The sequence below is a fragment of the Flavobacterium sp. KACC 22758 genome, from assembly GCF_028736135.1.
GTDB lineage: Bacteria > Bacteroidota > Bacteroidia > Flavobacteriales > Flavobacteriaceae > Flavobacterium > Flavobacterium johnsoniae.
This window is the reverse complement of the sequence record NZ_CP117878.1, coordinates 3,565,111-3,578,327: the sequence shown is the minus strand read 5'-3', so window position 1 is coordinate 3,578,327 and position 13,217 is coordinate 3,565,111. Positions and strand designations below refer to the sequence as shown.

The 13,217-nt window shown below is 32.7% G+C and carries 9 protein-coding genes; 4 read left to right on the top strand and 5 right to left on the bottom strand.

The window, feature by feature from the left end:
• Positions 1-2 precede the first annotated feature (2 nt).
• Positions 3-674 carry a response regulator transcription factor gene (locus PQ462_RS15035; RefSeq protein ID WP_073410013.1) on the bottom strand — a complete coding sequence of 224 codons (672 nt, stop codon included), beginning with the start codon at positions 672-674 and terminating at the stop codon, positions 3-5.
• 590 nt (positions 675-1,264) lie between these two features.
• Between PQ462_RS15035 and PQ462_RS15030 the strand changes: the two genes are divergently transcribed.
• Positions 1,265-1,813, top strand: a complete 549-nt coding sequence (locus PQ462_RS15030; protein WP_274250601.1) for a type 1 glutamine amidotransferase domain-containing protein — start codon at positions 1,265-1,267, stop codon at positions 1,811-1,813.
• 403 nt (positions 1,814-2,216) lie between these two features.
• Here PQ462_RS15030 and PQ462_RS15025 read toward each other — a convergent pair whose 3' ends face one another.
• The gene (locus PQ462_RS15025; protein WP_274250600.1) at positions 2,217-2,834 is read right to left on the bottom strand and encodes a hypothetical protein; all 618 of its coding nucleotides are present in this window, start codon (positions 2,832-2,834) and stop codon (positions 2,217-2,219) included.
• Between the two features lie 546 nt (positions 2,835-3,380).
• On the opposite strand from PQ462_RS15025, the gene PQ462_RS15020 reads away from it, so the two are divergent.
• Entirely contained in the window at positions 3,381-3,614 is a 234-nt protein-coding gene (locus PQ462_RS15020; RefSeq protein ID WP_274250599.1) for a hypothetical protein, read from the top strand.
• Positions 3,615-3,657: 43 nt separating this feature from the next.
• On the opposite strand, the gene PQ462_RS15015 is transcribed toward PQ462_RS15020, so the two are convergent.
• Positions 3,658-4,608 carry a hypothetical protein gene (locus tag PQ462_RS15015; RefSeq protein ID WP_274250598.1) on the bottom strand — a complete coding sequence of 317 codons (951 nt, stop codon included), beginning with the start codon at positions 4,606-4,608 and terminating at the stop codon, positions 3,658-3,660.
• Between the two features lie 606 nt (positions 4,609-5,214).
• On the opposite strand from PQ462_RS15015, the gene PQ462_RS15010 reads away from it, so the two are divergent.
• Positions 5,215-5,448: a hypothetical protein gene (locus PQ462_RS15010; RefSeq protein ID WP_012026263.1), complete on the top strand. Its 234-nt coding sequence runs from the start codon at positions 5,215-5,217 to the stop codon at positions 5,446-5,448.
• Positions 5,449-5,676: 228 nt separating this feature from the next.
• A complete protein-coding gene (locus PQ462_RS15005; RefSeq protein ID WP_274250597.1) occupies positions 5,677-8,379 on the top strand; it encodes an NACHT domain-containing protein in 2,703 nt (900 codons plus the stop codon).
• Between the two features lie 228 nt (positions 8,380-8,607).
• Here PQ462_RS15005 and PQ462_RS15000 read toward each other — a convergent pair whose 3' ends face one another.
• Positions 8,608-9,696 (bottom strand): efflux RND transporter periplasmic adaptor subunit, encoded by a 1,089-nt coding sequence (locus PQ462_RS15000; RefSeq protein ID WP_274250596.1) that lies wholly within the window; start codon positions 9,694-9,696, stop codon positions 8,608-8,610.
• Between the two features lie 226 nt (positions 9,697-9,922).
• The gene (locus PQ462_RS14995; RefSeq protein ID WP_274250595.1) at positions 9,923-13,213 is read right to left on the bottom strand and encodes an efflux RND transporter permease subunit; all 3,291 of its coding nucleotides are present in this window, start codon (positions 13,211-13,213) and stop codon (positions 9,923-9,925) included.
• Between the last annotated feature and the right edge of the window lie 4 nt (positions 13,214-13,217).

Below are 13,217 nucleotides of genomic sequence, written 5' to 3'. Positions count from 1 at the left end.
ACTTATTCTTTTAGCATATAACCAATTCCTTTTATGGTGTGAATGAACTTATGATTGTGTTCGATTTTGTTTCTCAAATACGAAATATACACATCGACAACATTGGTGTTATTGTCGTAGTTAATTCCCCATACAGCAGTTAAAATCTGAGTTCGCGACATTACCTTATTTCTGTTTTCTAATAAATACAAAAGCAGTTTGTACTCTCTTGGCGAAAGATCAATTAGTTTATCATTTTCTGTTACTTTATGCTCGTCTGGATTAATGGTTAAAGTACCGCAGGTATATAAAGTTTCGGGCTCGTTATAATTGAATTTTGTTCTTCGCGTAAGCGCGTTGACTCTCGAAATGAGTTCTTTAAAATGAAAAGGTTTTACAAGGTAATCATCGGCACCAGAATCTAAGGCTGTGACTTTATCATCGGTATTACTCAATGCGCTGAGCATTAAAATAGGAGTATGAATCTTTTTAAAACGCATTAATTTCACAAGCTGAATGCCGTCGATTCCCGGAAGCATGATATCCATCAAAATAATATCCCAGGTATTTTCTTGTACAAGGTCGCGCGCCATCTCTCCGGTTTCGGCCAGATGCACGGTAAAGTTGTTTTCTTCTAAACCTTTTATAATAAATTCGCTGATGCGTTTATCATCTTCAATGAGTAAAACATTCATAGATGCTATGTTAAGTGTTGCTGTTTGTATAAAAGCTGAAATGCTTAAATCCAATAATCTGATAAAGTGCTTTTGAAAAGATTATCAAAAATAACATTTATTTTTTGAACCCTATAGGAACAAATAAGTGATTGAAGATTTTTAAGGTATTTTTAAAGTAAGTTGTCATTTCGACTGAAGGGAGAAATCTTCGTGAGAAACTCTACAAAGATTGGCAATGAATAGATTTGATAAGAATTCCGGTGGAATGAAATATTTATAGATTCATAAAACATACCGTACCAAAAGCTCCATCGTAGCGATATATTGTTGATAATATTTCACCCACTAGGGCTCTTTTTGAATAGAATGAATTGTTCTATAAATATTTTGTCCCTCTGGGACTTTTTCTTAAACATTCTTGCTATAAAATAATAATCCCAATTGACCACAATCTTATATAATTTCAGTTTAATTTTTAATTAAAATTTGATTTTCAATTAATTAACTTTTATTAAAGAAAGCTTTAACAGGATCTGTTTCTGCTGGCTGTTTGAAATAACTAATTTTAACTTAAATCAAAATTAATAACATTTTAAACATTTAAAATCATGAAAAAGAATATAGCAATATTAGCAACAAACGGTTTTGAAGAATCAGAATTAGCATCACCAAAAGCCTATCTGGAAGAGCAAGGCTGGAATGCAGATATCGTTAGTTTGAAATCTGGAACCATTAAATCTTGGAAAGACGGTAACTGGAGCAAAGAATATAATGTTGATGTCGTATTAGATCAGGCAAATGAAGCAGATTATGATGCTTTGGTTCTGCCGGGAGGAGTAATAAATCCTGATTTATTAAGAAGAGAAGAAGCTGCAGTAAATTTTGTACGTTCTTTTTTTGAAAGTAAAAAACCTATAGCCGCTATTTGTCACGGGCCTCAAATTTTGGTAGATGCCGATGTTTTAGAAGGTCGAAAAGTAACTTCGTTCTTTTCTGTTAAAAACGATTTAATAAATGCCGGAGCACAATGGGAAGACTCAGAAGTTGTCGTAGACAATGGATTAGTAACCAGCCGAAACCCGAATGATTTGCCCGCTTTTAATAAAAAAATGGTGGAAGAAATTAAAGAAGGAATACACGAGCGCCAGAGAGCTTAAAAAAGAAATTTCTATTTAGATTTATCAAATTTATAGAAAAATGCAGGATCATATTTTGGTCCTGCATTTTTTTGTTAGTGGTTGAATATTCTAAATTTTAAATCAAAATTCCGTTAGGAATGAAAAATATTGCAGCAACGGATTTTAATCCGTTGAATGAAAAACAATTTCATTCAAGAGTTCCCTAGGAACGGCATATATTGATGATGTAGAAAATATGTTTCGATCCTATGGATCTTTTAATGTGGAATCTATGTAATAACTGGATTAAAATCCAGCCCTGCAATATTGATCGAGCCTAAGGCTCTTTTCTTTATTTTCCGTTCAGTTTGTCATGTATGAAAAACATCAATGTTATGGATCAAGAATTTGTTTTAATGTTTTTGGTTTTTCAATGCGTTATCTATAATTCTAATGTAATTAAATAAAGAATGAAAGCAAGTATTATTGATCCAATTCCAACTATCAGTATAGGATCAACTATATCAAAAAGTTTAGGTTTTTTAGGAAGAGAATATACAATGGCTGTCAAAATAAATAGTGAAAACAAAATCAGAAAAATCCTTTTTCCTCCTCCAGTGTCTACTTCATTTCTGCATCTAAGATCGAGGTATTCTTTATCATTTTTTGCTAGCGAATGAATTTCACAAGAATTTTGCGTGTTGAAATCATTCAAATCATCTTTTAAAATAGCAATTGATATGGTATCTCCAGTTTTTATTTCATTTATAACTTCTTCATCATTCACACAACTATAGTCATAGCCAGCAATCTCAAAAGTACTTTTATTATTAATGCAATTAAATTCTATCCATTTTCTGCTTCTTTTCCCTTTTCTTTCTTTGAATTTAGGAGCGTTCGAAATGATCAGGTTTTCATAAACTTCAAGGTCTGATTTTTCTATGGCATAACTTCCACTAATGACTTTGATAAAAAAATAAGTTCCGAAAATGAGACACAATACAGATACAACTAAATAACCTTTTTGTTTTTCTTCCCAATCACTAATGTTATAAGTCATATTAAAGTTTGTGATATTTTATATTCAAAAATAGGAATATTTTTGTAGAGATTTTGGGTTTAGAATTGTTGTTATTTTTGTTGTGCTTTGTTGTCAGTCTGAGCGAAGTCGAAGACCGCATTAGCAGCTCGACAAAGATTGACGATTATAGGAGCGGGGCTTCGACTTCGCTCAGCCTGACAAGTGTTTCGTCTTTTTTGCGTTCTGTTTGTCATTTCGAGGAACGAAGCAACCACATTTACAGAATCAGACTTTGTGTCTCATGGTTAGTGAGATTGCTTCGTTCCTCGCAATGACAAAAATGCGATAAATACCAGCTGAAATATAGATTTAGTATATTTGATAAAAGCAATATATTAATTGAAAGAAAAATCTTTCTTTTTAAAAAGTTTTCTTACATTTGAAGTTCCTATAATTACGACTTTAAATTAGAACAAGATTTGCCCTTGTATTATGTGTACGGTATCGGAAACGACCGTAAGCGCTGTCGTAGGCGCTAGGAACACTAAAATACAAGGGTTTTTATATTCCTAATACTACGACATTATGAAAACAAACACCCTTTCCAAAGAAGCCGAAACAAGGCTGATTGATTTTTTTAACCATATTATAGATCCAGAAGATATGGCCAAAATATTAAGACAAGTAAATTTTATTTTAGCTTTAGCCTTAATGCGACAACATGAACCCCTTCAAATTGGTGTAATAAATCTTGAAGAGAATTATTATTTTCTCAATGAATTGGCGGAAATTTTGAATCCTTATTTGAGTGAGGAGTAGGGTTTATAAAATGGAAAAACCTCGACTTAAGGTCGAGGTTTTTTTATTTTGAAATATCTTTTATATCCTTTTCTGAATATTCAAAACGATCAATTTTATTATTTCTATGAATTATTTTTACAATAATTTTGTTATAACTAAAAGGATTGTTTGTTCTTTTTAATAAATTGTAATAATTGATTGCTATTTTTTTTGAATGATTTTTTATGTTTTCTAGGTCTTTATCTAATAAGTCACTATTAGTTAAGGTATACTGGTAATTATTTTTTCCATTACTTAGTTTAATTTTTTCCTGTTGCATTATTTCTGGTCTAAATAAGCTGCCAATTTCTTGAATTTCTTCATCAGGTTTTTCATAGCTAATCTCTGTTGAGTTGTTTTTTTCTAATTCTAATTTTTCCTTTTTTGTCTTGTCTTTGGCAAGATGACTTTTATTTATAGAAGAATTAGTTTCTTCTACACTAAAAGATTCAATGATTTTATTCATTCTTGCAGTATATTTTTTTTCTTGCGGAATATTGGTCCAAGACATTATTTGGTAGTATCGTTGATCACCTTCAATAATTGCATATCTATAAAAGGCAGGATAATTATCATTCATTCCCGACATTGAAAATACAATTGCATTTGAAGAATTGATTTTCTTTTTTTCTATGTTATAAACCTTAAAATCTTTTTGGGTTATTTTTTTAAAATGACTAACAATAACATTATGATACCCATCTAAATCAGGAGTAATATTAGTTGGATTATTTTTAATAGCATTTGCAAAACTTTCTTTTGTTTCGTCTAGAACAATAACATAAAAGTCTTCACTTAAATTTTGAAATTGTATTGAAGCTATATTATTTAATTCAGCTGTTGCTCCTAGACTTTCTGGAATGAATATTGAATATTTATTTTCGACTATTTTCTTTTCATACTTTTCATCTGAAGGATTTTTATTGCAAGATGAGAGTATTAAAAGAAATAGTAAAGGGATAAAAGTTTTCATAAAAATGTTTGTTAACTCGTGTAATATTAAATTAAAATTATGCAATGAGCAACTTTTTGACATTATTCCCTTTGTTGACACGAGTGTCTCGCTTATACACATTCTTTGGCTCACGAGCGAGACGCTCGCGCTAGCAGGTGCTTTTGTTGCGCTTTGTTGTCAGTCTGAGCGAAGTCGAAGACCGCATTAGTAGCTCTACAAAGATTGACAATTATAGGAGCAGGGCTTCGACTTCGCTCAGCCTGACAAATGTTTCGTCTTTTTTTGCGTTCTGTTTGTCATTTCGAGGAACGAAGCAACCACATTTACAGAATCAGACTTTGTGTCTCATGGTTAGTGAGATTGCTTCGTTCCTGCAATGACAAAAATGCGATAAATACCTGTTGAAATATAGATTTCTTATATTTGATAAAAGGAATATATTAATTGAAAGAAAAATCTTTCTTTTTAAAAAGTTTTCTTACATTTGAAGTTCTTAAATCTTCACATTAAGACAACATAAAATTTGCCCTCGTGCTATGTGGTAAAGCTCCGAAAGGACTTTGACGCCGTGAAGAAGCGTAAGACTGCTAAGGTATGAGGGTTTTTTCTTAAATTCTTCACTTTATGAAAACAAACACCCTTTCCAAAGAAGCCGAAACAAGGCTGATTGATTTTTTTAACCATATTATAGATCCAGAAGATATGGCTAAAATTTTAAGACAAGTAAACTGCATTTTAGCGCTCGCCGTAATGCGACAACACGACACCCTGCAAATAGGACTATCAAATTTTGAAGACAATTATTATTGGCTCAATGAATTGGCGGAGATTTTGAACCCTTATTTGAGTGAGGAGTAGAGTTTATAAAATGGAAAAACCTCGATTTTTTTTTAAGATCGAGGTTTTTTATTGTTAGTAAATTTTCACCAACTAATCTTAAAATTTTATTAAGATTTATTTCATATTAATCTTTAATTATTCGTTATTTGTCTTTTTTTGACAATAATCATAAATTATTAACTAACTCTTTAGATATTAGTATGTTTTTTTACTAATTATAAGATGTTTTTATTTTACTCTTTTCAAATGGTCGCAATTTTTATAACCGTTCTTATTATTCTTTTATTAGTATGTATAGGTTACATTTTATATTTAAAAATTTTTAAAAAATATACAAGAGAGAGGTTTGCTTTCTTTGGAGTAACCTCAATGGTTATGTTAATATCAACAGTATTACTTCAAATATTTTCTGGTGTCGGATATATTGGAGCATTATTACAAACAACAAATTTAGTTATTGGAACTAGTTATTCTACTCCAAATGTTACTTTTAGTGATTATGTTGTAATGCTTATTTGTATAATTACATTAACACGTTTTATATATAAAATCCATCAAAACTGGAATGGGCCAATTAGTGAAAGACATTATGAAAAGAATCGGTTTAATGAAAATTCAGGTTTGTTTTTTGAAGCTTTTTTACAATTTAAAGATTGGTTAACATCACAAAATCTTATCATAAAACACAATTGGCAAAAAACAGAAACATTACATGCGATTTTTGGCATCAGGGAAGAAGATAAAATGCCATGGCACGAGCACGTGTTTGAACTTCTAACTTTTGCGGACAAGCAATATATTATTGATTTTGATAATGATTTTTATCGAGATTATAAATGCTTTATTTCTAAATACGGTAAAGAAAATGAGGTTATAGCTATATACTGTGATTATGAATTGCCTAGCAATGAAGAGATTAAAGAATTTATAGGTTTTTGTAATTCATTAAAAGAATTTCCATCTCGTTATATTATCGCAATAAAAAATACTGTCGAAAAGAATTATGAAATTAATTTTGAAGGAATTCAAATTAAAGTCAAGTGTGAAGAAGAGATGCTTAATGAGTTGGTGGATTTTACAGCTTATAAGAATTATTTATTGAAACTTTTTGAAAAGCAAGAAATTAATAGTAGTAGCCCTTTGCATTTGTGCGACACTTATGTCCCATTAAATTTTAAAATTGAAGGAGAACCCGATGTAATAGAAAATATTGAGAATTATATTTTAGACTGGGCTGGAAAATCTGAGAATAGACATTTATCCATATTAGGAGAATATGGTTGTGGTAAGAGTGTACTATCTCTTAAAGTTGCTATTGAGCTTTTAAAAGATATTAATAAAAATAGAATTCCTTTGTTAATTGAACTGCGGGGGAAAAGTCCAAGAAATTTGAGTCTTTTGGAAGTTCTATCTACTTGGTCTTCAAATTATAGAATGGAACCTTTATCTCTTATGAAACTTCATAAAGCTGGAAGAATTTTATTGATTTTTGAAGGTTTTGATGAAATGGATATGATTGGTGATAGAGAAATGAGATTAAATCATTTTCAAAGATTGTGGGAATTTGCTGGTGATAAATCAAAAATAATGATTACTGGAAGACCAAACTTTTTTCTTGATGATCGTGAATTAAAAACGAGCCTAGGCATAGATAAACCTAACGATGGTTCGTCATACTCAGAAGCATTATTGTTAGAAAAATTTAATGAAAATCAAATAAATGAAGCTTTGAGATGTGTTGATGAAGCTACACGTCTTCAAATTCTAGAAATTCTAGAAACTTCAACTAATAGTAATTTTTTTGACCTAGTTTCGCGTCCGGCAATTTTATTCCTAATTTCAGTAATATGGAAAGAAAGTAACTTATTGGATAATAAAGAAAAAATAAACTCTGCTTTAGTAATTTCAGAGTTTATCAAATATAGCTACGCTAGACAAAGTAGTAAAAAAATTGAATCTCCTCTCACAGAAAAAGAAAGAGAATATTTTATGTTAGGAATTGCAGTTGGCATGCTTAACTTGAACGGTTACACAAATCAAATTAGCGGTAATGATTTGGAAATAATTTTCATGAAGCTTTATAAGAATTTTCCAGAGGATTTAATTCATTCAGATTCTGCTATTTTACCAAAACGTGCAGGGTTCCGTGAACGTTTTTCAGACAATGTACATGCAGAAGAAAGTATATTGACGGATGTTCGCTCAAGTGGTATTTTAGTAAATGATTTGACAAGAAAAGATTTTTTTAAGTTTGCTCATAAATCATTTTTTGAATATCAAATAAGCTTCTATTTCGTAGAAGCGTTGTTACAAGAAAAAACAGAGAATAATATTATAGTTAATGCTATTTCACGAGCATTGGATTCAGGAATTGATAATTTTAACCAATCTCAAGAAACGCAATCATTTATTGCTGAATTACTTACTTCACGTATTAACTTAAAAGATATAAATGACCATAAAAAACTCTGTACAGATTTGTTTAAAGTGATTTGTCCCAATATATTATTTAAGAAACATCCTAAGGTTGTAGCATATTACGAATTATACTCGATTCCATTTTTTTTGGGGATGTCTTCGTTTCTAGTATCTCTGCTTTTTTTACTAAAAGATTTTTCTATAATAAGTAGAATTATGATTGCAAGTTCTATTGGGATTTGTATTGGATTATTTATGTTATTTTCTCAAAACATTGTAAGCTCTTTAAATTATAGTCATAAAAAAAGAATGATAATTTGGTTGAAATCATGCCAACACCTAGGAATTCAAGAAGAAACGATCAATCAAGTTGTTTTGCCAAAATATGTTAAAGAATTGAAAAAGAATACCCATGATATTTTTAAAGTATTCGCTTACATGCTTTATGGAGCTGCTAGATTAAAGTCTTTGACCGATACAGAAAGAGAACATTTAGCAGAGGTGTTAAATTTAGAAAAGAAAGAAAAATAAAAAATTAATATTTTTATCGTATTGAAAATGGTTTCTTAATCACTAACTTACGTTGTAAAAAGACGCTCTTTCATTAATTTAAATACATAAATGAGTTTTTTACAAGAATGCAAAAAAAGGACAGCTCCCCACAAATCAGAGGGAACTGCCCTTTAGGCAAATTAAATTTGCACTCCGAAGAATGCGTACAGTAATTGGTAATCTACTAAAAAGAAGACTAAACGCAGGTTATTCGTTTATGACATCGCCTTCCTTAGTTTCTTCGCTGGCAATTTTTACCAGTTTATCGTTTGGAGTCAAATCGCCGAAAATTTCAATTTTATCTTCGATTTCTCTTCCTTTTTTAATGTCAACTCTTGTCGCTTTGTGGTTTACTACTTTTACCACATATAAACCTTCCGCAGAATTCACTACTGCTGATTTTGGCACTACATAAGTGCTGTCTTTGGCGTTAAGCGGTAAAAGAACTTCGGCAACCATTCCAGGCAATAAATTTCCTTTTGTGTTGTGAACGTCCATTTCAACTCTTTCAGAACGTAATTTTAAATCTAAAGCACCAGACATTCTGGTAATTTTAGCAGTAAAAGTTTCAGGTAACGATTTTACATTAAAACTCATTTCGTCGCCTGGGTGCAAATATCCTGTGTACAATTCTGGAACAGAAACCGCCAAACGCAATTTACTTTGCTCCTGAATCGTTAATAAAGGCAAATCAGATCCTTTTCCTGCTGGGCCAACAAATGTTCCTAAATTGACATTTCTAGCTGCTACAACACCGTCAAACGGAGCACGAATTTCTAAGTAGCCTCTCATAATCGAGATTTCTTTGTGTGCTGCAATTGCTGCCTGATATTGTGCATAATCAGAATTCTTTTTACCGCTTGCCATTTCTAAATCGTTTTTAGAAATCGTTCCTTCAACCTTGCTTGTTTCATACAAACGGTTGTAAGTACTTTTGCTGGTTGCGTAAATGGCTTCCATAGATTTCAATCTCGATTCGGCTGCAGCCAATTGCGAACTGATTTCTGGTGCTTCTAACACAATTAAAAGCTGTCCTTTTTTTACTTTCGTACCAATATCAACTTTTAAGGTTTTTACGAAACTGCTCACTTTTGCATACAAATCAACTTGTTGAAAACCGGTTAATTCTGCTGGCAAACGCAATTCTGTTGTTAGTTTTTCTTTCGTTAAAGCGAAAGTTTCAACTTTTGGTTCGATTTCTGCTTTCGCAGTTTCTTCTTTTTTCTTTTCGCAGCTGCTTAATACAACTAGTGCTGTAAATAATAATGCAGATGATTTTATAATATTACTTTTCATTTTTTGGTTTTATATAATGAATATGTTTTTAACTCTTTAGGATTAATTATTTTTAACACATAGATACATAGCTTTTCTTTGTGCATAAAAGGCGTTTCACTTTTTTTTAATACATCCCGATAGCTATCGGGACTATGTGTGAAAACTAGTTTTTTCTTTTACCTTTTTTTATTTAAAATTAAAATCTATGTTTCTATGTGTTAAAAAAATAATTACACTCAACGAGTTATGACTTTCCAACTTTCGACTTACTTATTGATGAAATATAATGAATACTTTCTTCGTCTTCAGGATCTAATGAAACAGATTGTGTCGATGTTTTTTCTTGGGCCCACGCAAATATCTGCGGCAGGATTAATAATACGGCAAAAGTAGAAAATAATAATCCGCCAATAACGGCTCTTCCTAACGGAGAAACCTGATCGCCTCCTTCGCCGTGACCAATTGCCATTGGTAACATTCCCGCAATCATCGCAACAGATGTCATGATAATTGGACGAAGACGCAGTGCTGCAGCTTCTCTAGCAGATTCTAAGGCATTTCCATTTACTTTTCGAAGCTGTTCGGCATTCGTGACCAAAAGTACGGCGTTTGCAATAGAAACCCCAACGGACATGATGATTCCCATGTAAGACTGTAAATTTAATGTAGAACCTGTAATAGTAAGCATTAATAATGCTCCTAAAACTACCGCAGGAACTGTTGTTAAGATTACTAACGAAACTTTGAATGACTGGAAATTAGCGGCCAACATTAAGAAGATTACGAAAACGGCAACCAATAATCCTGTTTGTAAACTGCTTAATGTTTCGGTCAATACAGTACTTAGTCCAATTGGTGTAATAAATAAACCACGAGGTAATTCTCCTAATGAACTAATTGTTTTGCTTACATCTTTTGATGCCGTACCTAAATCGGTTTGGTAGATGTTTGCTGTAACGGTAATGTATGGCATGGCCCCTAAATTGTCATTTTCACCGCTCACAAATCCCGGTGTAATTTTGGCAACGTCACTTAAAACAGGGCGAAGCGAATTTTTTAATACCGGAATTTCGCCAATATCGGTTTTGCTTTTCATCTTGTTTAACGGCACCTGAACCTGAACAGAATATGATAATCCTGCTTTTTCGTCTACCCAGTTATTTTTTTCGGTATAACGAGAAGATGAGGTCGAAGCAACAAGTGAACGCGAAATGTCATTCATATCAACTCCTAATTCGGCAGCACGGGTTCTGTCAATATCAATGTTCATTGCTGGATAATGAATTGGCTGACCAATCTGCACGTCTCTGAAATACGAAATCGCTTTTAGTTTGTCTACAATTTGAGTAGCGTATAATTCGTTTTTCTTTTTGTCTTTTCCGGCAACTCGAATCTCAATTGGAGTAGGAGAACCTTGGCTTAAAACTTTATCCGTCAATTCGATTGGCTCAAAAGAAAGTTTAGTGTCTGGCAATACTTTTTTAAGTCTTGCTCTAAACTCATCTTTAAAATCGTCCATATCTTCATGATAGTCTTTTAAACTCACTTGGAAAACCGCTTCGTGAGAACCTGCCATAAAAAGATAAATTGGGTTGATCGAGAATAGAGAAGGGTGCTGACCAACATAAACAGAAGAAATTCCGATATGATCTTTGCCCACCATTTTTTCCAGTTCTTTTAAAACAATTCTGGCTTGTTCTTCGGTTCTCTCTAAACGTGTTCCGTCAACCGCGCGCATTCTCAGCTGAAATTGGCTTGAATTGGTTCTCGGGAAGACGTCTTTTCCAATTAAACTAATAAATATTACAGCAAGAATTATTGAACCTGTTAAATAAACAATTGTTGTAATTTTTTTATGAACAAACAAACGATCTAAAGTTCGCATGAAACGAATTTTGAAACGTTCGAAAACACTTATCTTTCCGTTGTTATTTGTATCTTCTCTTTCTACATAACCCTTTTTCTGAGTGATTAGATTTTGTTCAGATTCTGGAGTTATACCGCTGTCATTAAATTCGGCTTCATCATCTGTAATTTCTGGACCATGTTCGTGTTTTTCATGGCCTTTCATCATCCAGTTTGCCATTACAGGAACAAAAGTCTGCGAAAGCAAGAATGAAATTACCATTGAGAATCCAATTGCTAAAGCCAAAGGAAGAAACAATGCTCCCGGAATACCAACCATTGTAAATGCTGGTGCAAATACGGCCAGAATACAAAGTAAGATCAATAATTTAGGTAAAGCAATTTCCTGACAGGCATCCCAAATGGCGAGTGCTTTTGGTTTTCCCATGTCGAGATGCTGGTGAATGTTTTCGATCGTTACCGTACTTTCATCCACCAAAATACCAATTGCAAGAGCTAATCCTGATAATGACATTAAGTTAATAGTCTGTCCGAATAATTTAAGGAATAAAACCCCGGAAATAATCGAAATTGGAATTGTCATAATTACGATTAATGCCGCACGACGGTCACCCAGGAATAATAAAACCATTAATCCGGTTAAAACCGCACCAATAATACCCTCAGTAATCAAACTTTTTACGGAGTTTATTACATAAACTGACTGGTCAAATTCGTATGATAATTTTACATCTTCCGGAAGTGTGCTTTGAATTTTAGGCAGTTCTGATTTTAATTTCTGAACTACATCCCAAGTCGAAGCATCTCCCGCTTTTGCAATACTAATGTAAACCGAACGTTTTCCGTTTACCAAAGCATAACCTGCTGTAATGTCGGCACCGTCTTTTACAGACGCAACATCGCCTAATTTTAAGTTTTGGACACCGCCTTTGAATAAAGGAATCTGCTCAAAATCTTTAATTTCTTTAATCGTATTATTTGTAGGTGTAATATAGTTTTTGTCGCCCATACGCACGTTTCCAGAAGGAGCCGTTTGGTTATTCAAACGAATCGCTTCTACAATTTGGTCTGGCGTCATATTATGAGAACGAAGTAAATCCGGGTCAACGTTTACCTCAATTGTTCTTGGACTTCCTCCAAATGGAGCCGGAGATAATAAACCAGGAATCGAAGTAAACGAAGCACGAACATAAACGTTGGCTAAATCCTGTAATTCGTTGTTTGAACGTATTTTACTGCTCAAAACCAATTGACCAATTGGAAGTGAAGAGGCATCAAAACGAATGATAAACGGAGGCTGCGTTCCAGGAGGGAAAACCGCCTGGATTCTGTTTGAAAGCGCACTTAACTCGGCAGCAGCCTGAGCCATGTTCGTTCCTTCATAATAGGTTAATTTCATAATCATTAACCCCTGAATGTTTTTGGTTTCTACAGATTTGATACCGTTCGAGAAAGGTAAAACGTTTACGTAGTTTTTGGCAAAATAAGCCTCCATCTGGTCTGGCGTGTAACCTCCAAATGGGTGCGCGATATAGATAACCGGCAAATTCATTTTTGGTAAAATATCTACCTTAATGTCTTTGATGGCACCAATTCCGAAGAAAAATAGACCCGCAACCAATACTAAAATGGAAATGGGTTTGCGGAGTGCAAAACGTATTAAATTCATTAGG

What these genes read in the sequence shown, in the direction of transcription:
- PQ462_RS15035 (WP_073410013.1), bottom strand. Translation starts at nt 674, where the DNA reads ATGAATGTTTTACTCATTGAAGATGATAAACGCATCAGCGAATTTATT.
- PQ462_RS15005 (WP_274250597.1), top strand. Translation starts at nt 5,677, where the DNA reads ATGGTCGCAATTTTTATAACCGTTCTTATTATTCTTTTATTAGTATGT.
- PQ462_RS15015 (WP_274250598.1), bottom strand. Translation starts at nt 4,608, where the DNA reads ATGAAAACTTTTATCCCTTTACTATTTCTTTTAATACTCTCATCTTGC.
- PQ462_RS15030 (WP_274250601.1), top strand. Translation starts at nt 1,265, where the DNA reads ATGAAAAAGAATATAGCAATATTAGCAACAAACGGTTTTGAAGAATCA.
- PQ462_RS15010 (WP_012026263.1), top strand. Translation starts at nt 5,215, where the DNA reads ATGAAAACAAACACCCTTTCCAAAGAAGCCGAAACAAGGCTGATTGAT.
- PQ462_RS15000 (WP_274250596.1), bottom strand. Translation starts at nt 9,696, where the DNA reads ATGAAAAGTAATATTATAAAATCATCTGCATTATTATTTACAGCACTA.
- PQ462_RS15020 (WP_274250599.1), top strand. Translation starts at nt 3,381, where the DNA reads ATGAAAACAAACACCCTTTCCAAAGAAGCCGAAACAAGGCTGATTGAT.
- PQ462_RS15025 (WP_274250600.1), bottom strand. Translation starts at nt 2,834, where the DNA reads ATGACTTATAACATTAGTGATTGGGAAGAAAAACAAAAAGGTTATTTA.
- PQ462_RS14995 (WP_274250595.1), bottom strand. Translation starts at nt 13,213, where the DNA reads ATGAATTTAATACGTTTTGCACTCCGCAAACCCATTTCCATTTTAGTA.